Annotated in this window: 22 protein-coding genes and 1 pseudogene; 12 read left to right on the top strand and 11 right to left on the bottom strand. The window is 71.4% G+C overall.

From position 1 onward, the window contains the following. Window positions 1-145: 145 nt before the first annotated feature. The 5 genes from ACVCAG_RS31915 to ACVCAG_RS31895 all read right to left on the bottom strand — a co-directional run bounded on the left by ACVCAG_RS31915 (window position 146) and on the right by ACVCAG_RS31895 (window position 4211). The gene (locus ACVCAG_RS31915; protein ID WP_440087083.1) at window positions 146-454 is read right to left on the bottom strand and encodes a transcriptional regulator; all 309 of its coding nucleotides are present in this window, start codon (window positions 452-454) and stop codon (window positions 146-148) included. Next, window positions 451-936: a hypothetical protein gene (locus ACVCAG_RS31910; protein WP_440087084.1), complete on the bottom strand. Its 486-nt coding sequence runs from the start codon at window positions 934-936 to the stop codon at window positions 451-453. The genes ACVCAG_RS31915 and ACVCAG_RS31910 overlap by 4 nt, the downstream gene beginning before the upstream one ends. A gap of 73 nt (window positions 937-1009) precedes the next feature. Then, window positions 1010-1825, bottom strand: coding sequence for an MmyB family transcriptional regulator (locus ACVCAG_RS31905; protein ID WP_440087085.1), 816 nt, complete (start codon window positions 1823-1825; stop codon window positions 1010-1012). A gap of 104 nt (window positions 1826-1929) precedes the next feature. Continuing rightward, entirely contained in the window at window positions 1930-3294 is a 1365-nt protein-coding gene (locus ACVCAG_RS31900) for an ATP-binding protein (protein ID WP_440087086.1), read from the bottom strand. Further along, the gene (locus tag ACVCAG_RS31895) at window positions 3288-4211 is read right to left on the bottom strand and encodes an MmyB family transcriptional regulator (RefSeq protein ID WP_440087087.1); all 924 of its coding nucleotides are present in this window, start codon (window positions 4209-4211) and stop codon (window positions 3288-3290) included. The genes ACVCAG_RS31900 and ACVCAG_RS31895 overlap by 7 nt, the downstream gene beginning before the upstream one ends. Before the next feature lie 285 nt (window positions 4212-4496). On the opposite strand from ACVCAG_RS31895, the gene ACVCAG_RS31890 reads away from it, so the two are divergent. Then, the gene (locus ACVCAG_RS31890) at window positions 4497-5501 is read left to right on the top strand and encodes a sensor histidine kinase (protein ID WP_447190989.1); all 1005 of its coding nucleotides are present in this window, start codon (window positions 4497-4499) and stop codon (window positions 5499-5501) included. A 17-nt stretch (window positions 5502-5518) separates the two neighbouring features. Beyond that, a complete protein-coding gene (locus ACVCAG_RS31885) occupies window positions 5519-6406 on the top strand; it encodes an MmyB family transcriptional regulator (RefSeq protein ID WP_440087089.1) in 888 nt (295 codons plus the stop codon). Between the two features lie 116 nt (window positions 6407-6522). Here the strand turns inward: ACVCAG_RS31885 and ACVCAG_RS31880 are convergent, their stop codons facing one another. Both ACVCAG_RS31880 and ACVCAG_RS31875 read right to left on the bottom strand, forming a co-directional pair. Then, window positions 6523-7830, bottom strand: coding sequence for a DUF2716 domain-containing protein (locus ACVCAG_RS31880; RefSeq protein WP_447190988.1), 1308 nt, complete (start codon window positions 7828-7830; stop codon window positions 6523-6525). A gap of 438 nt (window positions 7831-8268) precedes the next feature. Continuing rightward, window positions 8269-8562 carry a hypothetical protein gene (locus tag ACVCAG_RS31875; RefSeq protein ID WP_440087091.1) on the bottom strand — a complete coding sequence of 98 codons (294 nt, stop codon included), beginning with the start codon at window positions 8560-8562 and terminating at the stop codon, window positions 8269-8271. Between the two features lie 203 nt (window positions 8563-8765). Between ACVCAG_RS31875 and ACVCAG_RS31870 the strand changes: the two genes are divergently transcribed. Further along, a complete protein-coding gene (locus ACVCAG_RS31870; RefSeq protein ID WP_440087092.1) occupies window positions 8766-9419 on the top strand; it encodes a hypothetical protein in 654 nt (217 codons plus the stop codon). Between the two features lie 12 nt (window positions 9420-9431). Here the strand turns inward: ACVCAG_RS31870 and ACVCAG_RS31865 are convergent, their stop codons facing one another. Then, the gene (locus tag ACVCAG_RS31865; RefSeq protein ID WP_440087093.1) at window positions 9432-9620 is read right to left on the bottom strand and encodes a DUF6203 family protein; all 189 of its coding nucleotides are present in this window, start codon (window positions 9618-9620) and stop codon (window positions 9432-9434) included. 176 nt (window positions 9621-9796) lie between these two features. On the opposite strand from ACVCAG_RS31865, the gene ACVCAG_RS31860 reads away from it, so the two are divergent. Further along, on the top strand, window positions 9797-10282 hold the full coding sequence (locus ACVCAG_RS31860) for a hypothetical protein (RefSeq protein ID WP_440087094.1): 486 nt from the start codon (window positions 9797-9799) through the stop codon (window positions 10280-10282). Between the two features lie 27 nt (window positions 10283-10309). Here the strand turns inward: ACVCAG_RS31860 and ACVCAG_RS31855 are convergent, their stop codons facing one another. Beyond that, on the bottom strand, window positions 10310-11101 hold the full coding sequence (locus tag ACVCAG_RS31855) for a TetR/AcrR family transcriptional regulator (RefSeq protein WP_447190987.1): 792 nt from the start codon (window positions 11099-11101) through the stop codon (window positions 10310-10312). A 76-nt stretch (window positions 11102-11177) separates the two neighbouring features. On the opposite strand from ACVCAG_RS31855, the gene ACVCAG_RS31850 reads away from it, so the two are divergent. The 3 genes and pseudogenes from ACVCAG_RS31850 to ACVCAG_RS31840 all read left to right on the top strand — a co-directional run bounded on the left by ACVCAG_RS31850 (window position 11178) and on the right by ACVCAG_RS31840 (window position 14851). Then, window positions 11178-13574 (top strand): ATP-binding cassette domain-containing protein, encoded by a 2397-nt coding sequence (locus tag ACVCAG_RS31850; RefSeq protein WP_447191017.1) that lies wholly within the window; start codon window positions 11178-11180, stop codon window positions 13572-13574. A gap of 145 nt (window positions 13575-13719) precedes the next feature. Beyond that, window positions 13720-13800 (top strand): annotated as a pseudogene (locus ACVCAG_RS31845) (IS5/IS1182 family transposase); the annotation flags it as partial. Between the two features lie 559 nt (window positions 13801-14359). Then, window positions 14360-14851 carry a hypothetical protein gene (locus tag ACVCAG_RS31840; RefSeq protein WP_440087096.1) on the top strand — a complete coding sequence of 164 codons (492 nt, stop codon included), beginning with the start codon at window positions 14360-14362 and terminating at the stop codon, window positions 14849-14851. A 248-nt stretch (window positions 14852-15099) separates the two neighbouring features. Here the strand turns inward: ACVCAG_RS31840 and ACVCAG_RS31835 are convergent, their stop codons facing one another. Further along, window positions 15100-15846: a DUF6069 family protein gene (locus ACVCAG_RS31835; protein WP_447190986.1), complete on the bottom strand. Its 747-nt coding sequence runs from the start codon at window positions 15844-15846 to the stop codon at window positions 15100-15102. A 5-nt stretch (window positions 15847-15851) separates the two neighbouring features. After that, window positions 15852-16850, bottom strand: a complete 999-nt coding sequence (locus tag ACVCAG_RS31830) for an RNA polymerase subunit sigma-70 (RefSeq protein WP_447190985.1) — start codon at window positions 16848-16850, stop codon at window positions 15852-15854. 298 nt (window positions 16851-17148) lie between these two features. On the opposite strand from ACVCAG_RS31830, the gene ACVCAG_RS31825 reads away from it, so the two are divergent. The 5 genes from ACVCAG_RS31825 to ACVCAG_RS31805 all read left to right on the top strand — a co-directional run bounded on the left by ACVCAG_RS31825 (window position 17149) and on the right by ACVCAG_RS31805 (window position 22215). Beyond that, on the top strand, window positions 17149-17910 hold the full coding sequence (locus ACVCAG_RS31825) for a Mut7-C RNAse domain-containing protein (protein WP_440087099.1): 762 nt from the start codon (window positions 17149-17151) through the stop codon (window positions 17908-17910). A 461-nt stretch (window positions 17911-18371) separates the two neighbouring features. After that, on the top strand, window positions 18372-19154 hold the full coding sequence (locus ACVCAG_RS31820) for an SAM-dependent methyltransferase (RefSeq protein ID WP_440087100.1): 783 nt from the start codon (window positions 18372-18374) through the stop codon (window positions 19152-19154). A 42-nt stretch (window positions 19155-19196) separates the two neighbouring features. Then, complete coding sequence (locus ACVCAG_RS31815) at window positions 19197-20414, top strand: BTAD domain-containing putative transcriptional regulator (RefSeq protein WP_440087149.1); 1218 nt, start codon at window positions 19197-19199, stop codon at window positions 20412-20414. A gap of 500 nt (window positions 20415-20914) precedes the next feature. Continuing rightward, complete coding sequence (locus ACVCAG_RS31810) at window positions 20915-21562, top strand: glycosyltransferase (protein WP_440087101.1); 648 nt, start codon at window positions 20915-20917, stop codon at window positions 21560-21562. Further along, window positions 21559-22215, top strand: a complete 657-nt coding sequence (locus ACVCAG_RS31805; protein ID WP_440087102.1) for a TIGR04282 family arsenosugar biosynthesis glycosyltransferase — start codon at window positions 21559-21561, stop codon at window positions 22213-22215. Before ACVCAG_RS31810 ends, ACVCAG_RS31805 begins: the two co-directional genes overlap by 4 nt. Window positions 22216-22313 lie beyond the last annotated feature (98 nt).

Genomic DNA, 22313 nt, shown 5'->3' with positions numbered 1-22313 from the left:
CCCGTGGGGTGGAGGCGAACCTGGACGCGCCGGACGCCCACCCGCACTCGGCCACGCGGGCGGCCGTCACCCGCGGGCGCCTCGCCCGGCTCCTCGACGGGGGCCCCGATGTATCCCGGGGGGCCGTGTTCCGGCGGGTTCCGTCTCAGCCGGGGAAGACCGAGAGGCCGGACCGGGCGACGATGGCCTGGAGCGCGGCGACGTGGCCGGTGTAGGCCGCCCGCCCCTCGCGGGTGAGGCTGAACCACGTTCTCGGGCGCTTGCCGACGTGCCCCTTGCGGATCTTCACGTAACCGGCCGCCTCCAGAGCGCTCGCGTGCTTGGACAGCACCGAGTCGCTGACGCCCAGGTTGTCGCGGACGAAGGCGAACTCGGCCTCGTCGGCGGCGGCCAGCAGCGAGACGATCTGCAGCCGGGTCGGCGCGTGGATCGCCGGGTCGAGTCGCGGGGTCATCGCTTCGCCATCTCCGCCCGCCTCGCGGTCCGTCCCGACATCCATCTGGCCAGCAGCGGCGAGGTGATCGCCACGATCGTAGTCATGATCACACCCATGAGGGTGCGCGGGTAGGCGAGGCCCAGCTCGGTGAACCACAGCGCCAGCGGGGCTGACGCGGCGACCGTGACGAGCACCCAGCCGGTGAAGCCGGCCCATGCCCACGGATCCACCACGGAGGAGTGCGGGCGCAGCTTCGCGTCCCTGACGTCTCTCACGAACTTGAGAACGGCGAGGACGAGACCGGCCGACAGGGCCGGCACGGCGATCCCGAGCCACCAGGCGGGCGGGATCTCGGTGACGAACTGTATGGCGGTGACGAAGGCCCAGACCGCCACCGGATACCAGGCGGGGAACATCGGCGGCGCGGCGCGCAACACCTTTCGCTGCGTCTCGTGGACCTGGGCCAGCGTCCGCGCGGCCTCTTCGGGGGTGATGTCCATGCCCGCTCCTTTTGTTTTCCTAGTTGGAAAGTACTTTCTCCTTTCCGTATCGTCAAGTACTTTCCAGGACTGGTCAGCCCGCGTCGAGACCGGTCAGGAAGGTGAGGGACTCCTCGGAGGGGCTGCCGGGCTCGGCCTGCAGGAGGAGGAGCCGCTGCCCGGAGGCATGGCCGACGTCGTAGGTGGCGCCGGTCACGTCCAGCTCGCCCACCATGGCGTGCCGGACGCCCCGGGGCGTGCAGGTCAGGTCATCGGCGTCCCGGCGGGCCCAGAGCCTGCGGAACTCCGCGCTTTTCAGCGACAGCTCGCCGACGAGCTCGGTGAGGTGGGGGTGCTCCGGGTCCGCGGCGGCCACCAGGTGCAGCGACGCGACCCGCGCCCTGGCCAGCCGCTCCCAGTCGAGGTAGAAGCTCTGCGCCGCGGGGTCGAGGAAGACCATGCGCAGTAGGTTGTCGCGGTAGTCCATGCCGTCGTACAGCACGTCACCCGGCCGGTTCGTCGCGAGCACGTCCAGGAAGCGCCCGCACACGAGCGCGGGGGTGGCCGGCCAGCTCCGGATCAGCGTGACGAGCCCGGGGCTGACCGTTTCCGTGGTGCCGCCACGCCGGATCGGGCGCCGCTGCGCCAGCTCGTACAGGTGCCGGGAGGCGTCCGGCCCAAGGGCGAGCACCCGGACCAGCGCGTCGAGCACCCGTCCCGACGGATCCCGCTCGCGCCCCTCTTCCAGCCGCGTGTAGAAGTCGATGCCGACACCGGCCAGCATCGCCACCTCCTCGCGGCTCAGCCCCGGCTCCGGCCGGGAAGCGGAGTCCGGCGGCCCCACCTGGCGAGGAGGGGCAGCCTCACGCCGTTCGCGAAGAAAGTCACCAAACAGAGGAATATCGTCCATAAAATCACCGTATTTCGGGAATATGAGGTCAGGGGGACCGGGTGACTACCACCCATCAAGTCCCCGCCGCCCCCGCCATCGCACCGGCGCCGCAGGGGAACGGTTCATCCCGTCCGGGCGGGCGGACAGGCGTCGCGCGCGGGAAGGCGCAGGACGAAGCGCGCGCCCCGCTCGCTGTCCTCGACGGTCAGCGTGCCTCCGTGGGCTTCGGCGATCTCCCTGGCGATCGCCAGCCCCAGCCCGGTCCCTCCCGCGTCCCGGTTGCGCGCGGCGTCCAACCGGGCGAAGCGGTCGAAGACCGTCTCCCGGTGTTCGGCGGGGATCCCGGCGCCGTCGTCGGCAACCTCCAGGATCACCGACGCCCCCTCGCCCCGAACGCTCACGGTGATCCGCGAGACGGCGTGGCGTTCGGCGTTGTCGAGCAGGTTGCCCAGCAGCCGGGTGATCCGCAGCCGATCGCACTCGACCCAGGCGCTCTCGGCCAGATCCTCGACGATCTTGTTTCGGTGCGTCCGGCGCTTCAGTTCCGCCTTGACCAGCCGGCGCAGATCGGTCGGATCGCAGCGCAGGAGCGGGCGCGCGTCCAAACGGGTCAGGGTCAGCAGGTCGGCCGCGGTCGCCTGGAGCAGGTCCACCCCGGCGAGCACGGCGTGGGTCATCTCGGGCCAGTCGGTGTCATGCGGGTGCAGCAGCGCCCCCTCCAGGTGGGTGCGCATGGCGGTGATGGGGGTGCGCAGCTCGTGGGAGGCGTCCGCCGTGAAACGCCGTAGCCGGGTGTAGGCGCTTTCGAGACGGTCCAGGGTGTCGTTCACGGTTTCCGCCAGGAGCCTGATCTCCTGGTAGTCCGCGGGGACCGGGACCCGCCGGTCGAGGGCGGTGAGGGTGATCTCGCCGAGTTCGGCCCGGATGGCGTTCACCGGGGCCATGGCCTTGGTGAGGTCGCGGAAGGACCACGCGGTCATCATGGTGGTCACGACCAGGGACGCGCCGACGACCAGCAGGAGGTCCGCGGTCGCGCCGTACCAGGGCACCTCCGGGGTCACCACGTAGAGCAGCCAGACCCCCTGCGGCTGGTAGACCTTGTAGGAGGTGACGGTCATACAGCCTTCCAGCCCCCGCGGCGGGCACAGCACCCGGGTGGTGCGCACGTTCCGGGCGTCGGCACGGAAGGTCGCGATCGGCGGCCTGCCCGCGAGTTCCGGGGTCGACGCGACCACCCGGCCATGGGCGTCCAGCACCTGGATCGCCTCGACCCCGCCCCTGGGCAGGACGGACGGGAGCGGGCCCTGCCGGATGAGGGGCACCACCAGGTTCCAGGCGTCCGTGACGCGAGCCTGGGTGAAATCCGCCTCCCTGCCGCCGGCGAACAGCAGGAAGAGCAGGCCGACGCCGACGCACACACACGCCGCGACGGCGGCGGTCGCCGCTGTCCGGCGGGCCCGGAACGACGGCAGACACCGGCTCAGCATGACGCTTCCCCGGAGGCCGGGCGCTCGTTCCCGGGGTCGGAGCGCCGCGCGGGAGGGCCGGAGGCGGGATCGCGTTCGCGGGCCTGCCGGCAGAGCACGGCGAGCGCGCGCGCCGAGGGGCTGCCGGGCGCGGCCTGGAGGGTGACCAGTTGCTGGCCGGGCGCCTCGGCGACGGAGAACATGTCGCAGTCGACCGTCAGCTCCCCGACAAGATCATGGCGGAAGCGCACGACATGGCTGATCCTGGTCTGCACGTCGTGCCGGGCCCACAGGCGGCGGAAGTCGTCGCTGCGATCGGACAGTTCGTCGACCAGCTCGGCCAGGCGGGGGTCGCCGAGGTCCCTGCCGACGGTGGCGCGCAGGTGGGCGACCGCGTTGTGCGCGGTGGACTCCCAGTCGGGGTAGAACGTCCGCGCGGCGGCGTCGAGGAAGATCGTGCCGAGTACGTTGTCGCCCGCCTTCAGCCCCGCGCGCAGCCCCTGCCGGTAGAAGGCCACGGCCAGCGGGTTGATGGCCAGCACGTCCATGCATCGGCTCATCACGAAGGCCGGTGCCCGCCAGGTGCGCATCAACCGGATCAAATGCGGGCCGACCCGTGCCGTGGCGTCGGCCGGCACGTGTGGCCCCCGGTGGACCGGCATGTCCGTGCGCGCCAACGCGTACAGGTGAGCCGTGGCGTCCGCGCCGAGGCCGAACACCTCCGCCAGGGCGCCGATCACCTGGTCGGACGGGTGGCGTTCGCGTCCCTGTTCCAGACGGATGTAGTAGTCGGTGCTGACGTCGGCCAGCATCGCGACCTCCTGCCGTCGCAGACCCGGGGTCCGGCGGAGCCCGGAGTCCGGCAGTCCGATCTGGGCGGGAGTGGTGATCGCGCGCCGGGCACGAAGGAACTCGCCGAGCAGGCTTTCACTGGCCATTGCAGAATCATATGTCCGATTTATCCAGTTTGACTGGGTGTGTCACTACCAGTCAATCCACCCCGGGAAGCGGCGCGGCGAGCGGGGCGGGCGCGCTCGACGAGGACGCCGGTCCGCTCGCATCACTCGTGACCCGGCTCTGATCAGGGCGGATGCATGGGAGTGCCACGGTCAGCCTGGGTGAGCAATCCCGATTTATGGTGACGGCATGAACAGCAGTAGGCATCTCAGTGACCTCCTCCGGGCCCGGACCGAGGCGCTCGTCCTCCTCCCGCCGGAGAGACCATGATCATCGCTCGACGTCCCCGATCCATCCGCGGGCGTTGCACCGCGTCCACGTCCCTGCTGGTGCTGATCGCCCTGACCACGCTCGGCGCGAGCGCCCGTCCGTCCGTCCGCCACGCCCTGGAGTCCGAGGCCCGCACCCGGGGCGGGAAGGTGGCCGACCTGGGCATGCCGTGGCTGCTCCAGGAGTACGGGTTCGAATACCTCATGGCCGTCCTCGTCGTGGTCCTGACCGGCGGCACGGGCATGGCCACCTGGTGGGTGATCGGCCGCGCGCTGCGTCCCGTCCAGGCCATCCGCACCCATCTGGACGAGGTCACCGTGAACGATCTCGGTCGCCGCGTGCGAGTCCCGCCGGGAGACGACGAGATCGCCGAGCTGGCCCGTACCACCAACCACGCCCTCGCCCGCCTCGACGAGGCCCTCGCCCGGCAACGCCGCGTCGTCGCCACCACCTCCCGCGAGCTGCGTAACCCGATCACCAGGTTGCGCGCCGAACTCAAAAACGCCCTCGACCACCCCGAGGACACCGACTTCCACCACACCTTGCGTACGGCGCTGACCATCGCCGACCGCCTCGACACCATCGTCAACGGCCTGCTCTCCCAGGCCCGCACGGACGCCGCCCGCGGCACGAGTTCCCCGACCCCGCCGAGTTCCTCACCCGGAAAGGCGTCCGCCGGCGCGTCCTCGGACGCCTCACCCGCCTCGACGCCGCCCGTCGTCCCGACGGCGGCGGCGACCTCGGCGATCACCCGCGACGCCGCCCGCCGGCACCGCTGCGGCCTCACCCTTGAGGACTCCCCCGTCGGCGCCCGCCTCGTCTCGTGCATCCCGCGGCTCGGCGCTCCGGCCGCCTTCCCCCGCGAACCGGTACGCCCCGCCGTCGCCCCGAAGCAGTCCAGGGAAAGCCGGCCAGGCCGCACGGCGGAAGGTGACGGTCCTGAGGTAAAAAACTGCCACCGATCAGCACAGGAACGTCACACTAGGCCAATCGGACAATAGCGACATATCATCATTAAATGGACAACGGCCCCCGCAACCTGCTCGGCGAGTTCCTGCGCGCCCGGCGCGAAGCCACCAGTCCGGCACAGGCGGGCTTCCTGCACTCCCCCTCCTCCCGCACCCCGGGACTGCGGCGCGAGGAGGTCGCCATGCTCGCCGGGGTCAGCGCCTCCTACTACATCCGGCTGGAGCAGGGACGGGAACGCAACCCCTCCCCCCAGGTGCTGAGCGCCCTGGCACGGGTGCTGCGCCTGGAGCCCGACGCCACCGGCTACCTCTACTCGCTCGCCCACCCCTGGGTCCGTCCCCGGGTCGAGACCGGCGCCGTGGAGCGGGTCAGCCCCAGCATGCTCCGGCTCGTCCAGCTCTGCCCGCAGGCTCCCGCGATGGTGATCGGCCGGCGCCTGGACATCCTGGCCGTCAATCCGATGATCAAGGCCCTGTACGAGGGTATGACCAACATCGACAACTGCCTGCGCATGATCTACCTCGATCCGCGAGCGGCCGATTTCTACCCCGACTGGGAGAAAGCCGCCCGCGCCAAGACGGCGCAGCTACGCTCCGCCGTGGCGGCCGACCCCGACGACCCGTACCTGCACGGGCTGGTGGAGGAGCTCACCGCCCGCAGCGAGGATTTCCGCCACATCTGGGCCCGCCACGAGGTGCAGACGCGCGGCAACGAGGCCAAGGAGTTGCGCCACCCGACGTTGGGCGACCTCACCCTTTCCTGGGAGGTGCTCTCCGTCAGTGGCACCGGCCAGAAATTCGTCGCCCTGGCCGCCGAGCCGGGAAGCGACTCCGAACGGGCCCTGAAAGAACTGGCCGGCATGGTCGCCCGGCAGACCTCCCACCGGCCCGCGACAGGTACCGTACGATCGCCGGACCGGCAGAAGACCCGGTTGTAGCGGGACGTTCGCGTCCACCCCGGACGGACCACCTCCGCGGACGCCGGGTTCCCTGCCCTCGTCCGCGCGCCTTCACCCGCGGCCTCGACCAGAACCGCGATGCCGGTGGCATGTCCTCAGGGACCGAAGCTCCAGACGTTGCCGACGGGGCGCCCGCCGCGCCGCAGCACGGTGCCGAGGAGGTCGGTGAGCTCCTCGTCCACGCGGGCGAGGAGCTCGTCGCCGAAGACACACAGGGAGGATTCCCGCCAGTTGCCGAACGTGCCCATCCGCAGGTCCTCGGTGACTTGGATGACGTGTTCGTCGACGAGGTACGTGTAGCTCGCCCAGTGGGGCTGCCCTGGCCCGCCGACACGGGCCGGGTCGATACGGGAGCCGCTGACGCACCACTTGAGGCGGTAGAGCCGGTCACCGGGCCGTGCGCCGGCGCGCAGTCCACGCGCGACGATCGCCTCCACCTCGGCGAGCAGCGGGTCGTTCTGACGCTCAACGGCGTCGAGATGCCAGGTGGCGGAGGCCGGGGGTTCGGCGATTCCCCGGTCGGCCGTCTCGTAGGTCACGTCGAACCGGGTCTCGAACCGCTTCCAGATCTCGTCATGCTCGGGATCGGACAGGAGTTGCTTCGCGGGACGCTCCCGAGCCGGCTCACCGGCGGGCACCCAGCGGTAGGTGCTCACCCGCGCGATCTCGTGGAAGCCCGCCGCGACGTGGGCGGGAACCAGGGCGTCGGGCGCCTCGGCGACGAGATGACGCGGCGTACGAGGTGAAAGCGCGGGCGGGATGTAGTGCCGTTCCGCCCAGGCACCCGCGGCGTGGAACAGTTCGGGGCTGGGGCCGGTGATCCCGCCGATCGCCGCGAAGTCGGTGCCGTCCACTCGTTCGACCCAGAGCGCGTCCAGGATCCGCCCGTCGTGCACCATCGCCAGGATCTTCATCTCCGATTCAGCCCTGCGGGCCGTCCCGTCTGCCTCCAGCTCCGCCAGTGGCCTTCGCTGCTCGGGCGCGGCCGCGGCCATGCGGCGCAGCCGCTCCTCTTCCCCGTCAAGCGGCTGTATGCGTATGCCAGGTCGCAGGGCTTCGGGTGACGGGATGCCGTCGATGTCGGCCGCCAGGAGAGCGCGCTCCGGCCCCGGGACGAACCCCGCGGCTCGCAGCGACTCGGCGAGCGGTGGTGCGTCGTGGGAGTGGACCTTCCACTCGATCGGTTCACGGCGTGCGGCGAAGACCTCCTGTTGCCGGCGGATCAGTCCCGCCAGGTCACCGCGGGCCAGAGCAGCGTGATCGACGGTCCCGTGGGTGCCGTAGTGGGTTCGCACCAGCGGTCCGTCCCGCTCGACCACGGTCCCCCATGGCAGGTCCCGCGGTACCAACCCCCGCAGCTGGCTCTCGTACGCGGCCAGCAGCTTCTCAGCCACTCCGGTCACGCCGTCCACCTCCCGGTCGATCCCGACCCGGCCTTATGCCGGAGGGCTTGATCACTCCAACTGACGCGCATCCACGTTCACACGGCCGCCGTCAGATCGTCGGCGGGCCATCACGGTTGGCTGGCGATGAGCGACCCCCTGTCAAGACAGGAGTCTCCACGCCTGACCGTGCGCGCCGACCCCGCTCCCCGATCGGTCGGACGCCGTCGTCCACGTGCCCGGAACAACCCGAGCGTGTGCAAATCCTGTCACCCGCAACGGGCACGGGCGGCTTCTTCGCAGATCTGCCCGCCACCGACGCCATCACCATGGTGATCACCCATCTGCGCCCGGCCGGATGGACTTCCTCACGGCGGTGAATCACGTCGCCGAGGTGGCGGCGGTCCTGCCCCGACCCGGGTCCGCCGACCCTCTCACTCTGAGAGCTGTCGCCGCGTCCTACCGCCGCGACATCCTGGAGCGCGGCCGGTTCGCCGATCCCGCCTGGCCGGCCGCCTCTGTCGAGGACCGGGCCGCGGGCCGGCGGGCGAGCCGGTGCGGCCCGGCCGCCGGGGTGACGTAGCCGAGCACGGTGCCGCCGTGCGTGGGGGTTCGCGGGTAGGTCTGCACGCCGTTCGTCTCCGACCGGTTCTCCGCCTGGACGGTCGTGTCGCCCCCGGTCGCGCCGAGTTCCTCGATCCTGATGTTGCGGAAAGACATGTCGTCCCCGGCGCCGTGGTTCTGGATGCCCATGTACCCCTGCTGGAGCGGGCGCGCGGGGTCGGTGTTCCACTGCCCCGGCGGGTTGAGCTAGGCGTCCCCCGGACAAAAAACTCACTAAATGCCATATTTACCATCAAAACCGGCTTGCAGGATTATGCGGAACGGCCGGGCCCGCAAGGAGCGGAGCGTCCTACGCCGCCCGTGACAGCGACCACCAGCTACCGGGGAGTCACATGATCTCGAACGAGACACCGCTGCTGCCGGACGCGGTCCGGGCCTACCCGTTCTCCTGGGGCTCGGGCTTCGTCTGGCCACCGGAGACAGAGGAGCGCGAGGAGAACCTGGCCTACGCGCGGGCCGTGCTCGAAGCGTGCCTGCCCCGGACCGTGCTCGCCTCGCCCGAGCCCCCGGAGGAGCCGGCCGTCTGGGAACGCGAGGACGACGAGTACCCCGAGTGGACCGGGATCCGGGCCGTCCTGCGCGGACACATGCCCTACGCCCGGCACGTCACCGCCGGGCGCATGGCCGGCGCCAGGGCCGAGTGCGCCCGCCTCGGCGTCGACACCACGGACTTCGAGGAGATCTGGACCCGGCGCATCACCGCCTGGATCGCCGAGCAGACCCTGATCTGGTGCGGCCTCATGGTCGATGACGAAAAGGCGCTCACGCCCTGGCTCATGGACCTCGCGGAGCTGTACGCGCGGCGGGGAACGGCCGTCGAGAAGGCCGTGTGGGCACTCCGCCACACCAGGGCCGTACCCGAGAGCCGTGCGGCTCTGACGCGGCTGGCCGCGTGCGAGGAACTGCCGGACGAGATCCGTGCGCGGATCGCGGACGAACTCCGCTCACGCCCCGGCCACCGGTCCCCGCCGTCCCCCCGCCCGTGAGGGCGGCGGGGTTCAGCGCCGGCCGGAGCGGGGCGGGCGTCCGCTCCCCCGCGTCACGTATCCCCGCCCACCTCGCCCGGCCTGCTCCTGCTCACGCCGCCTGCGCCGCCGCCCCAGGAACCAGCCCGCCCCCAGGATCGCCAGCCCGAACGGCGTACGGGCCAGCCAGCGTGCCACCACGACCTTGAAGAACTTTTTCATGAGATTGTTCCTGCCCCGCGGCGGTCCGGTTAGGCACACTTGCGTCGAGGCCGGGCGCGGCCCCTCGGGACGCTCACCGCCGAGACGCCCGGCGCCGGGCAGGACGGAACCCGGGGAGCCTCCCGCCCGTTTTCGAACCGGGGCCCTCATCACCGGCGCGGACGGGAGCCTGCGGCATGAAGGACACGGAGGAGAGGAACGGCTGCGGCGCGGGCTGCCTGGTGATCCTGATCGTGGCCCTGCTGCCGCCGGCACTGCTGCTGGCGACGCTCCTCGGGGTGACGACCTTCGACGGCGCCCTGCTGGAGATACGTGCCGCCAAACGCGAGGGCACCATGGGCGTCTTCACCGCCGAGGAGGTGAGGTGCCAGGGCCGCGGCCCCTGCCGCTGGTGGGGCTCCTACCTTCCCGACGACGGCCTGTCGGGCCGACAGGAGGTGTGGATCCACGGCTACGAGACGCACGAGCGGGAGCTGTCCGTGGGGGACGGGGTACCGGCCCTGGACGCGGGTCACGAGTTCAAGGTGCACAGACCGGGCTACTTCGACCCCCTCGGCCCGCTGCTCCTCGGCACGTCCGCCCTCCTCCTGCTGCTCGGTCCCGGCTATCTGGTACGGCGCGCGCTCTGGAGACGCCGGCCGTCCGCCTCGCCTCCGGCGTGAACGAGTCCGGTGACGCCGCCGGGCCCTTCAGGCTCCGGCCCTGCTCACCGTCGCCTCGATCCCGTCCAGGAGGATGGCGAGCCCGGCGGCGAAGGTGTCCCTCCCCTCCTGTTCCATGTAGGGGACGGTCTCGTCCTGGGGCTCGTAGGCGCCCTCACCGGCGAGCCAGGCCGTCGTCGGGAAACGCTCGGCGAAGTCGGGCGCGACCTCCGTCAGCAGGGCCGAGCGGGCGTACCACCACTCCTCGTCCGACATTCCGGTCGCCGCCGGGGCCTGCCTCGACTCCGCGACCGTCTGCGCCGCCCCGCGCACGAAGTAGAACAGCGTCCCGACGACGTACCGCAGCGTCCCGGCCTTCAGCCCGGTCTCGCGGAGGATCCGCAGCGCCTCCTCGATCATGACGTACTCGTTGGGGCCCAGCACGGGGCGCGCCTGCGACACCTGCAGCACCCACGGATGCCGTACGTAGAACTCCCAGGTCTCCCGCGCCCAGGAGGTCACGGCCGCCCGCCAGCCGCCCGCCAGGTCGTGGCGGGTGGACAGCTCGGCGAGGGCCCGGTCGTACATCAGGTCGACCAGCTCGCTCTTGCTGGGGACGTAGGTGTAGAGGGCCATGGCCGTGCGCCCGAGCCGCTCGCCCACCGCGCGCATGGAGAGCGCGGCCATCCCCTCCGCGTCGGCGACGGCGATGGCCGCGTCCACGATCAGGTCCACGCTCAGGGCGGGCTTGGGCCCGGGACGCGCCTCTCCCCGCCCCGTGGTGCGCCACAGCAGCGCCATCGAACGGCGCGCGTCGCCCTGTCCGGCGAAGACGACCACTTGCAACTCCTTACGGCACAAACTAACTTGGCCGGGCCAACTCTTTACAGCATAAGGATATCAAGTGAGAAGGTTCGTGTTCCCATCCGCCCCACCGGCCGGTGATCGCGGCCCGCGGCATGGCCAGGCCGTCGCGGACAGCCACGACGTGATCGAGGTACGCGGCGCCAGGGAGAACAACCTGGCCGACATCTCGCTGGACATTCCCAAGCGGCGGCTCACCGTCTTCACCGGGGTCTCCGGCTCGGGGAAGTCCTCCCTCGTCTTCGGCACCATCGCGGCGGAGTCACAGCGCCTGATCAACGAGACCTACACGGCCTTCGTCCAGTCGTTCATGCCGAGCCAGGGACGTCCCGACGTCGACGCCCTGCGCAACCTGAGCGCGGCGATCGTCGTCGACCAGGAGCGGATGGGCGCCAACTCCCGCTCCACGGTCGGCACGGCGACCGACGCGCAGACGATGCTGCGGATCGTCTTCAGCCGGATCGGCACCCCCCACGTCGGCACCTCGACCGCCTTCAGCTTCAACAGCGCCGAGGGCATGTGCCCGGAGTGCGAGGGGCTCGGCCGGGTGTCGGACATCGACGTCTCCCAGCTCGTCGACGTCGACCGCTCGCTCAACGAGGGCGCGATCACCATCCCGAACTTCACCGTGGACTCGTGGTACTGGCAGGGCCTGGCCCACGCCGGATTCTTCGACCCCGACGCCAAGCTGAGGGACTACACCCCGTCCCAGTGGGAGGACTTCCTCCACAAGCCCGCCACCAAAATCAAAATCGGCACGATGAACACCACCTACGAGGGGCTCCTGGTCAAGGTACGGCGGCTCTATCTCGCCAAGGACCGGGAGTCGCTGCAGCCCCACATCCGGGCGTTCGTGGACCGGGCCGTGACGTTCACGAGCTGCCGCGCGTGCGGCGGCAGCAGGCTCAACTCCGCCGCGCTGGCCTCGAAGATCGACGGCCGCAACATCGCCGACTGCGCGGCCATGCAGATCAGCGACCTGGCCGAGTTCGTCCGGGGCATCGAGGACCCGTCGGTGGGACCGCTGGTCTCCACCCTGCGCAACACGCTGGAGTCGCTGGTCGAGATCGGCCTGGGCTACCTGAGCCTGGACCGCGAGTCCTCCAGCCTGTCCGGGGGCGAGGCCCAGCGGGTGAAGATGGTCCGCCACCTCGGCTCCAGCCTGACCGACGTCACCTACGTCTTCGACGAGCCCACGGTGGGGCTGCACCCGCACGACATCGAGCGGATGAACAACCTGCTGCTGCTCCTGCGCGACAAGGGAAACACGGTCCTGGTCGTCGAGCACAAGCCGGAGACGATCGAGATCGCCGACCACGTGGTCGACCTGGGCCCGGGGGCGGGTTCGTCCGGCGGGCGGGTGTGCTTCACCGGTGACGTGGCCGGGCTCCGGCGCTCGGACTCCCTGACGGGCCGCCACCTGGACCACCGGGCCCGGCTGCGCGAGAAGGTACGGCCGGCTCGCGGGCAGCTGTCGATCACGGGCGCCACCCTGCACAACCTCAAGGACGTGAGCGTCGACATCCCGCTGGGCGTGCTCACCGTCGTCACCGGCGTCGCCGGGTCCGGCAAGAGCTCGCTGATCCACGGCTCGCTCCCCCGCAGGGAGGGCGTCGCCGTGGTCGACCAGACCGCGATCCGCGGGTCCCGCCGCAGCAACCCGGCCACCTACACCGGGCTGCTCGACCCGATCCGCACCGCCTTCGCCAAGGCCAACGGGGTCAGGGCGGCCCTGTTCAGCGCGAACTCCGAGGGCGCCTGCCCCAACTGCAAGGGCATCGGCCTGGTCTACACCGACCTCGCCATGATGGCCGGGGTGGCGTCGGTGTGCGAGCAGTGCGAGGGCAGGCGGTTCACGCCCGAGGTGCTCACCCACAAGCTGCGCGGCAAGGACATCAGCGAGGTGCTGGGCATGTCGGTGACCGAGGCCCGCGACTTCTTCGGTCCGGGTACGGGTTCTGCGGACGCGGCCTCGAAGGCGAGCTTCGGCGCGGCGCGGGCCGTCCTCGACCGGCTCGCCGACGTGGGCCTGGGCTACCTCGGCCTGGGCCAGCCGCTCACCACCCTGTCCGGGGGCGAGCGGCAGCGGCTCAAGCTGGCCATCCGGATGGCGGAGAAGGCCACGACGTACGTGCTCGACGAGCCGACCACCGGCCTGCACCTCGCCGACGTGGACCAGCTCCTGGCCCTGCTGGACCGGATCGTCGACGACGGCAACACGGTGATCGTCATCGAGCACCACCAGGCCGTGATGGCCCACGCCGACTGGATCATCGACCTCGGCCCCGGAGCCGGACACGACGGCGGCCGGATCGTCTTCACCGGCACCCCCGCCGACCTCGTCTCGGAAGGAAACTCCCTCACCGCCCGGCACCTGCGCGCCTACCTGGGAAAGAACGCCGACCGGCAGGACCTCACCGGAGCAGGGGACACCATGGCGAACGTCTGAGCCCGAAGCGGCCGAACGGTGACGCTCGTGGCGAGCACCCGCGAACGGGTGAGAGCCCCCAACGCGACGGGGACTCTCACCTCAGGCGATCACCGGGCGGGATCGGCGGACCTCAGATGTCGAACTCGCCGCCCTTGACGGCGCCCTGGCCGCCGGCTTCGCCATCGGCACCACCACGGCCCGGCGCTACATCCGCGAAAGCGTCGATCTTCTGGCCACTCTGGCCGGCTCGTGCGGGCGATCCTCGTCCTGCAACTCGCCGAAGAGGTCCGCTACCCGGGATGAAAAGGCTCACTTCGACGAGTACGGCGGGTCGCCCGCGCACGCCTCCGAAAAGCGCGTTCGATCGGAAGCGTTCGATCAGGCGCGAAAATCGGCCGGTGACACCGTCACATCGCCCGTTTCTGCGACCCGGTAGTGGGGTCATGCGGTCACCGTAGCCGATCATGGCTTAGTGGTGAACGTTCGATTCGCCAGAACCCGGAGTCCGGTTCAACGTGACAGTTCGATGCCGAGCCTCCTTTAATCTTTTAATCTTTGTATGGAGCAAGTAAGCCGTCGGGAGGTCGCCGAGCTGATCTAGGCTGATGAGAATGAAACTTTCAGCGCCACGTCGGATTTCTGTGCACTGCGTCTCCCCATATTCCCTGGTCGCCACAAGAACGGCGCGACCGATGATACGTAAGACGCTTTTGGGGCCGGCCCTAAAATCGCCGTGCTGGACGGTTCAAGACCCGCTATATAACCTCCGGGTGTTCCCGCACTTTTTAATGATGAGGTGTGAATTGACCGAACGCTCGTGGGGACGTCGCCTGACGACGTCGATCACACTCGCCGTCACGGCATTGGCCGCGACCTTCCTGCCCGTCACCCCCGCCCACGCCGCGTACGGCCCGGATCAGCAGGTCTACGTGCAGGTGACCGCCAACGACGGATCCGGGATGCAGCTGGCCCGCCTGGAAGGGACCGTCGCGTTCGACGATTCCAACACGAAGTACCGCTACTCGCTGAACCTTTGCTGGCAGAGCGGCGCCTACCCCCAGCCGTCCTTCCTCATCAAGGTGAACGGCTCGACCACGAACTACCCGGTCTGGACCGGTTCCACCTCGGCTACCGGGTGCCAGCAGGTGTCCCTGTACAGCGCCGAGGTCGATCTCGGCAGCGCCGTCCACAACCTCCGCTTCGACGTGACCGCCGGCTGGTTCAGCAGCAGCAACGGGTATCAGTACATGATGCGCACCAAGAGCAGTGGCACCTACGACAATCCCTTCAACTGAGCCGGCGCCGCCGCGACCGCCATGGAGACCGACGAGCGGACGGCGTGGCCGGCAACGGCGGAAGATGGGGACGCAGCACTCGTCCCGGCTGACCGATGAGCCTTTCCGACCTCCCATGTCACAAACAGCGCTCTCTGCCACTCCGGCCACGGCGTGCCGGCCTCCGGCACGCGTAGGTGTCAGTGCCCGGCTGCGAGCGCGTCCTGGCGCGGTTTGAGCCTGACGTCGACCCGGCAGTTGCGGGATCGTCAATCGGTCCGGTTGCGGAGGCTCCGCGCCAGGGTGGGGATCATCACCGCCGCAGGGACGAGGTGCAGCCCGAGGAGGGTGGTGACGGTGGCGGTGTTCGCCCCGCAGAGGAGGGGCGGGACCAGCGAGATCGCGGTCAGAGACACCGCCGTCCACACGAATCGCTCGGCGGGGCGAGCGCTCCAACGGAGAAGAGCGACGGCGATGACGATGCCCACGACCGAGAAGAAGCCGGTCACCACGGCGACCCCGGGCAACGGGATCGTCTCGCCGCCGTCGGGGACCTCGAAGTCGACGCCGGCGGCCTGGGCAAGCGCGGCGGCGAGGGTGGTGGCCGCCATCGCCGCGAGCGTGGCGACGAAGCCGGTGCCGGCGAGCCCGCGGAGCCGGTGGGCGCGGCTGGTCCGGCCCGATGCCGGGCCTGCGACGATCCCGGTGTCATTCATGCTGTTCATGTCCTCCTCCATCATTCGGTGACCGGCGTAGGGGTGTGGTGACTGGCAGGTGACGGTCCTGGCCCCGGGGGTGAGGATGCGTACCCTCGCCGTGCGACGGCCGGGGTTCCGCAGGGCGCGGACGCCGGTGCTGCGGAGCCAGAACCCGGCGTCGCGTCCGAGGACCGGCCCGGGCTCGCCGTCGCGCAGCTCCAGCTGCACCCGCCCGCGGGTGACGACGCCGAACGCGTCGCACCACTCGGCCGCGACCACCGCGACACGCGTGCCACCTCGCAGTGCGAGCGTCCGCACCGGGACTACTCCGTGCCGTCCGCCGGCAGGCGCTCCGGCAGCCCGAGCCGCGGGAACCGGTCCTCGTGGAACGTGACGATCTCGGTGATCGCCCCGCCGGTGACGCGCAGGACGTCGATCGTCAGCGGCAGGTACGCACCCTCCCGCTTCCGCCAGAGGTAGAAGGCGACGGCGGGCTGCCGGTTCACGGAGGTGAGGACGGCGCGCAGGTGCTTCATGCTCTCGAAGCCGCTCTCGACCCAGTCGTTCACCACCGTGTCGCGGCCCACGTACAGGCCCGGCGTGGGCGGCATCGAGCAGCGGACGTCGTCGCGCAGCAGCGCGGCGAGCCCGGCGACGTCCGTGGCCACGCTGGCGTCGGTATAGCGGCGTACCAGCTCTCGCGTCCTGGCGTCCTCCTCGCCGCCGGTCCAGTCCTGCCGCTCGGCGGGCAGGTGCTCCCGCATGCCGGCGCGGGCCCGCTGCAGCGCGCTGTTCACGGAGTTGACGGAGTCCCCGAGAAGCTCCGCGACGTCCTTCGCCGGCCAGCCGAGCACGTCCCGCAGGATCAGCACGGCCCGCGGGCGCGGCGCGAGGTGCTGGACCGCGACCAGGTACGCCAGCTCGATCGTCTCCCGCGCGACGGCGACGGTCTCCGGCTCGTCCGCGTCGCCCGCGGGCAGCTCGTCGAGCAGCCGGTCCGGGTAGGGCTGCAGCCACAGCACCTCGCCGCCGGTCGCAGGCTCCGGGCGGCACTTGGCGAGCAGGTCCAGGCAGGCGTTGGTGGCGATCCGGTACAGCCAGGCCCGGAACGTCGACCGCCCCTCGAAGGTCTCCCGCCGCCGCCAGGCACGGAGGAACGTCTCCTGCACGGTGTCCTCGGCGTCCTCGAACGACCCGAGCATCCGGTAGCAGTGCACGTGCAGCTCCCGCCGGTGCCGCTCCGCCAGCCCCGAGAACGCCGGCTCGTCGACCTCGTCCAGACCGCTCACGCCCAGCTCCTCCAGCCGCGTGTCCGCACTCATCTCGTCATCCTTCCGCCTTGTCGTGTCCCGTCGTAGGTGTGACGGGTACGGGCGCGACAACTCATCACCGGAGTCGGCCGGCATGGCCGATCCGGTGGCGGAGCACGACGCGCGGTACGGCGAGGAGGGCGCGGGTCCGCCGGAGTGGGCGCGGGTGCGCGACCGCCTGGCGCGTTCCGGGGTCGCCTGGTTCACGACGACGCGGCGGGCGGGGACGCACGGGCACGGCACGGGGTCCACCGAAAAGGATGGACTTGATCTTGAAGCCGAGACCCGGCTCACCTGGCATGCTGAAGGTGTGAGCGAATCCGATGTCAGCCTGCACATCGCCGCCGAGTTGCTGCTGTTCCTGCCCGCGCGGCGGCGGCGTGAGTGGCAGCGGGTGGCGCCCGACGGAACATCGACGCTGGGCCATGTCGTGGAGTCGCTCGGGGTTCCGCTGCCCGAGGTGGGGCCCCTGACCGTCGAGGGCACGGAGGTCGGCAGGTCCTATCAGCCCGTCGCCGGTGACGTGGTCCACGTTCACGCCGTGCCCCGCCCCCAGCGGGTGCCGCTCGAACCCGGGCAGGGCGCGCCCCGGTTCCTGCTCGACGTCCACCTGGGCACCCTCGCGCGGCGGCTCCGGCTGCTGGGCGTGGACGCGACCTACCACAACGACATGGACGACCCCTCGCTGGTCGTCGAGGCGAACAGGGAACGCCGCGTGCTGCTGACCCAGGACCATGGCCTGCTGTGCCGCCGGGCGCTCTGGTTCGGCGCCTACGTGCGAGGCACCAAGGCGGACGACCAGCTGCGCGACCTGCTGGAACGGTTCGCGCCACCGCTGCGGCCGTGGACCCGCTGCACGACCTGCAACGGGGAGCTGGCCCCCGTCGACAAAGCCGAGGTCGACCGCCTGCTGGAGGCCGGGACCAAGCGCTCCTACGACGTCTACGGCCGATGCCCGGAGTGCGGCCAGATCTACTGGCGTGGCGCGCACAGCGCGCACCTGGAGGAGATCGTACGGTCGGCCATGCGCGCGGCCCGCCCGGAGTCACAGATCGGCGGGGGTCCGCGCTGAGGCAGGCCGGTCCCGTTTCGGGAGTACCGCGAGGTGAGGCACCTCCGGCGGTCACGGGGACGGGGAGAGCCGTCCGAAGGTGACAGCCTGCTCGGCCACGGTCCGCGCGCCGATGACAGTGCCGGTCCGGATACCGGGAAAGGCGGTCACGCGTACCGGGCCGGCGAGAACCCGTCCCTTGAGGGTGCCGCCGTGGGCCGGCGGATCCGGGAGGACTTCCTGGCCGAGCGGGTTCTCCGGGACCGGTGATCCGTGCTGGTCACGCCGGGTATCACCGCCCGGCGGGCCCCGCGGGCGGCCGGACACCGCGGAAACAAGATCATGTAATCCGGGGCCAGGGTCCATGTATGGGCGTAATCTCCCTGCAAGGACACCGGAAGGCAGGAGATCCCCCCATGGCCGACGAGCCGACCGTCTCGAACCCGTCATCCCGTTCGTCAGAGGACGGGCGGAGACCCGGGATGGAACGGATCGACGCCGAGGTGCCGCACTCGGCTCGCATCTGGAACTACCTGCTGGGCGGGAAGGACAACTTCGCCGTCGACCGTGAGGCGGGCGAGAGGGTGTCCGCCGTCTTCCCCGGCATGGTGGACGTCGCCCGCCACTCCCGGTACATGCTCGCCCGCGTGGTGCGTCACCTGGCCGGCGAGGCGGGTATCCGCCAGTTCCTGGACATCGGCACCGGACTGCCCACCGTCGACAACACCCACGAGGTCGCCCAGCGGGTGGCGCCGGACTCGCGCGTCGTCTACGTGGACAACGACCCCCTGGTGCTGGTGCACGCCCGGGCGCTGCTCACCAGCACGCCCGAGGGTGCCACCGACTACATCGAGTCGGACGTGCGCGACCCCGAGCACATCCTGCGGACAGCGGCGAAGACGCTGGACTTCGGCAGGCCCACCGCGCTGATGCTGATGGGCATCATGGGCCTGATCGGCGACCACGACGAGGCGCTCTCGATCGTGCGCCGGTTGATGCGGGACCTGCCCTCGGGCAGCTACCTGGCGCTCTACGACGGCGTCGACACCGACCCCGCGTACGTCGAGGCGATGCGGCGCCACAACTCGGGGAGCGGCGTGGTCGCCTACACGCCGCGCAGCCCCGAGCTGATCGCCCGCTACTTCGACGGTCTGACGCTGCTGGAGCCGGGCGTCGTGCCGGTGCAGCGGTGGCGGCCGGATCCCGCCCCCTGGGGAGACGTTCCCGAGGTGGCGTGCGCCGGCGGCGTCGCGCGCAAACCCTGACCGCGTCACCACGCGCCCCGCCCGCCCGGGAACCGGACCCGCCTGGCAGAGACCGGCGCCTACGAAGAGGCGCTGCGGCTGTGGCGCGGCACGCCGTACGAGGAATTCGAGGACACCGGTTGGCTGCGCCCGGAGATCGAGCGGCTGCGGGAGGCGCATCTCTCGACGATGGAACGGCACCTGGCACGCCGTCTCGACGAGGGGCGTCCGCACGTCGTCGGCGAGCTCGAGACTCTCGTGCGGGCCGGCCCGCTGCGGGAGGGGCTCTGGGAGCTGCTCGCCCTCGCGCTGTACCGGCTCGGGCGGCAGGCCGAGGCGCTGCGGGCGCTGCGGTCGGCGCGGGCGCACCTGGCCGAGGAACTCGGCCTCGACCCCGGGCCCGGGCTCCAGCGGCTGGAGGCGGCGATCCTCACGCAGGACCCCGCGCTGACCCCTGCCCCGCTCCCCGTCACTCCCGATCCGCCGGCCGTCCAGGCACCTCCCGCCGTTCCCGCGCCCCCGGCCTCGCCGCCGGCGCTCTTGACCGCGCGTCCCGCACGGGACGTTCCCGCGCCCGCGCGGCGGCTGGTCGTGGGCAGGGCGGGCCGGCTCGAACGCCTGCGCGCCCTGGCCGGTGAGGTCGAGCGCGGCCGTCCCGGCATCGCCGTCATCTCCGGCGAGCCCGGCATCGGCAAGACCTGGCTGGCCGAGGCGTTCGCGAACGACCGTTCGGCGGCGGGATGGCTGGTGGCCTGGGGGCGTTGCCACGAGACCTCCGGCGCCCCCGCGCTGTGGCCGTGGCGGCAGGTGGTCCGGTGTCTGGGCGCCGAGGTCCCGCCCGAGGACGCGGGGGCGAGCTCCCTGCGCGTCCTGCTCAGGGAGGGCGGGCCCGACGAGACCTCCGAACGCCCGGCGGAGACCGGGGAGGCCAGGTTCCGGCTGCACCGGGCCACAGCGGCCTACCTCGGCCTGGCCGTACGCGACCGGCCCGTGCTCGTGGTGATCGACGACCTGCAGTGGGCGGACTCCGCGTCACTCGGCCTGCTGTCCGACCTGGCGGTCCTGCTCGGGGACGGGGACGGGGTCGGCGTCGTCATCACGATGCGCTCGGGAGAGGGCCCGGCGGAGATGTACGACACGCTGGGCATGCTGAGCCGCCACGACGCGCTCCGGCTGCCGCTCGCGGGGCTGGATGCCGGCGCCGTTGCGGAACTCGCGGGAGTCGCCGGGCTCGGTGGCGTCGGCGACCCCGGCGACCCCTCCTGGCGACCGCCCCTTTGATCATGCGGGTCCTCTACCGGCTGTCCTGGTGCCGCGCCTACCGGCGCCGCGTCGACCAGATCTTCGGGTGACCCCGTCCCGCCCCTCGGCGTGATCGCTCCATGTCGCGGAGGAGCGGGGCGGCGCCCCCTCCGGGCACGGCGCCCCCTCCGGGCGCGGCGATCCGGCCGGGCACGGCGATCCGGCCGGGTACGGCGGGGGCGCCGCCATGATCTCGGCGACGGGTTCGCTCGCGATCCTCACCCGGTGTCCCGCCGCCCCCGCCTCCTTCGGGGCCTCGTTCACGCGGCACGGCGGGCACCGTGGACCACCGGCCACGGTGCCCGTTCTGCGAACGGTACGAACGGGGCGGTTCTCGCTCATTCGACTCGCCGCCCCGAGTCGTGAACCACTTTCCCGAGGTAAAGGCGAGCCGACCATTTGCTGGACATACGTCTTGCTGGACATACGTCACCGCTTCGTAAGAGGTGAGCGTCGCCTCCTGGCCTAGCCTCGACCTCATGAAGATCGACGTGGTGTTGCCGTGTCTCAACGAGGAGGCCGCGCTCTCCTGGGTGCTCGACCGGATGCCGCACGGCTATCGCCCCATCGTGGTCGACAACGGCTCCACCGACGGCTCGGCCGGTGTCGCCGCCGCGTACGGCGCGACGGTGGTGAGCGAGCCGCGCCGCGGGTTCGGCGCCGCCTGCCACGCCGGGCTGCTGGCCGCGACCGCCGAGGTCGTGTGCTTCATGGACGCCGACGCCTCGCTCGACCCGGGCCAGCTGCCCCGGGTGACCGGCCCGGTCCTGGCGGGCGAGGGCGACCTCGTACTCGGTCGCCGGAGGCCGCACGCCGGGCCCGTGCACGCCCGGGTCGCCAACGCCGTGCTGGCCGCACGCCTGCGGCGCCGCACCGGCGCCCCGCTGCGCGACCTGGGTCCGATGCGCGCCTGCAGACGCGCCGAACTGGTCGAGCTGGGACTGACCGACCGCCGGTTCGGCTACCCCCTGGAGATGGTGCTGCGCGCGGCCGCGGCCGGCTGGCGGATCACCGAGGCCGATGTCGACTACCTGCCGCGCGTCGGACGCTCCAAGGTGACCGGCACCGTGCGCGGCACCCTTCGGGCGATCGCCGACATGCGCCGTGTCATGGGAGAGACGACATGAGCGCCGCGCAGATCGTGGTCATCGCCAAGGAGCCGGTGGCCGGGCGGGTGAAAACCCGGCTGACCCCGCCGTTCACCCCCGCCCAGGCCGCTCACCTGGCGGCGGCCGCCCTGCGGGACACGCTGCACGCCGTGGCCGCGGCACGGGCCGGCCGGCGGGTGCTCGCGCTCGAAGGGCTGCCCGGGACCTGGCTCCCGGACGGCTTCACCGTGATCCCGCAGCGCGGCGACGGCCTCGACCAGCGCCTGGCCGCCGCCTTCGACGACGCCCACCGGCTGTACCGGCTGCCGGTGGTCCTGATCGGCATGGACACCCCCCAGGTGACCCCGGAACTGCTGAACACCGCCGTCACCCTGCTGGCCGGTCACGACGCGGTGTACGGACCGGCGGCCGACGGAGGCTTCTGGCTGCTCGGGCTGTGCCGCCCCGACCCGTCCCTGCTGCTCGGCGTGGCGATGTCGCGGCCCGACACCGGCGCCACCCAGCTGCGGCGCCTGCACGAGGCCGGGCTGAACGTGGCCCGCATGCCGGAGCTGAACGACGTCGACACCGCCGCCGACGCCTTCCGCGTCGCGGCGCAGGCGCCCCGATCCCGCTTCGCCGAGGCCCTGGCGGCCGTCGGGGCGGCGTCGGCCGCCGTCGACTCGGGATGAGGGCGCCGGCGTCCACCTCGCGATCTTCGAGACCACGGGCGCCGTCTCCGTCCTGCCACCCCCTCCGGCCACACCACCGCCCCCCGGAGGGAGGGGTG

This window comes from Streptosporangium sp. G12 (assembly GCF_052983175.1).
This window is presented reverse-complemented; position numbering and strand designations above follow the sequence as displayed.

What these genes read in the sequence shown, in the direction of transcription:
- ACVCAG_RS31915 (WP_440087083.1), bottom strand. Translation starts at nt 454, where the DNA reads ATGACCCCGCGACTCGACCCGGCGATCCACGCGCCGACCCGGCTGCAG.
- ACVCAG_RS31910 (WP_440087084.1), bottom strand. Translation starts at nt 936, where the DNA reads ATGGACATCACCCCCGAAGAGGCCGCGCGGACGCTGGCCCAGGTCCAC.
- ACVCAG_RS31905 (WP_440087085.1), bottom strand. Translation starts at nt 1,825, where the DNA reads ATGGACGATATTCCTCTGTTTGGTGACTTTCTTCGCGAACGGCGTGAG.
- ACVCAG_RS31900 (WP_440087086.1), bottom strand. Translation starts at nt 3,294, where the DNA reads ATGCTGAGCCGGTGTCTGCCGTCGTTCCGGGCCCGCCGGACAGCGGCG.
- ACVCAG_RS31895 (WP_440087087.1), bottom strand. Translation starts at nt 4,211, where the DNA reads ATGGCCAGTGAAAGCCTGCTCGGCGAGTTCCTTCGTGCCCGGCGCGCG.
- ACVCAG_RS31890 (WP_447190989.1), top strand. Translation starts at nt 4,497, where the DNA reads ATGATCATCGCTCGACGTCCCCGATCCATCCGCGGGCGTTGCACCGCG.
- ACVCAG_RS31885 (WP_440087089.1), top strand. Translation starts at nt 5,519, where the DNA reads ATGGACAACGGCCCCCGCAACCTGCTCGGCGAGTTCCTGCGCGCCCGG.
- ACVCAG_RS31875 (WP_440087091.1), bottom strand. Translation starts at nt 8,562, where the DNA reads ATGGGCATCCAGAACCACGGCGCCGGGGACGACATGTCTTTCCGCAAC.
- ACVCAG_RS31870 (WP_440087092.1), top strand. Translation starts at nt 8,766, where the DNA reads ATGATCTCGAACGAGACACCGCTGCTGCCGGACGCGGTCCGGGCCTAC.
- ACVCAG_RS31865 (WP_440087093.1), bottom strand. Translation starts at nt 9,620, where the DNA reads ATGAAAAAGTTCTTCAAGGTCGTGGTGGCACGCTGGCTGGCCCGTACG.
- ACVCAG_RS31860 (WP_440087094.1), top strand. Translation starts at nt 9,797, where the DNA reads ATGAAGGACACGGAGGAGAGGAACGGCTGCGGCGCGGGCTGCCTGGTG.
- ACVCAG_RS31830 (WP_447190985.1), bottom strand. Translation starts at nt 16,850, where the DNA reads ATGAGTGCGGACACGCGGCTGGAGGAGCTGGGCGTGAGCGGTCTGGAC.
- ACVCAG_RS31820 (WP_440087100.1), top strand. Translation starts at nt 18,372, where the DNA reads ATGGAACGGATCGACGCCGAGGTGCCGCACTCGGCTCGCATCTGGAAC.
- ACVCAG_RS31810 (WP_440087101.1), top strand. Translation starts at nt 20,915, where the DNA reads ATGAAGATCGACGTGGTGTTGCCGTGTCTCAACGAGGAGGCCGCGCTC.
- ACVCAG_RS31805 (WP_440087102.1), top strand. Translation starts at nt 21,559, where the DNA reads ATGAGCGCCGCGCAGATCGTGGTCATCGCCAAGGAGCCGGTGGCCGGG.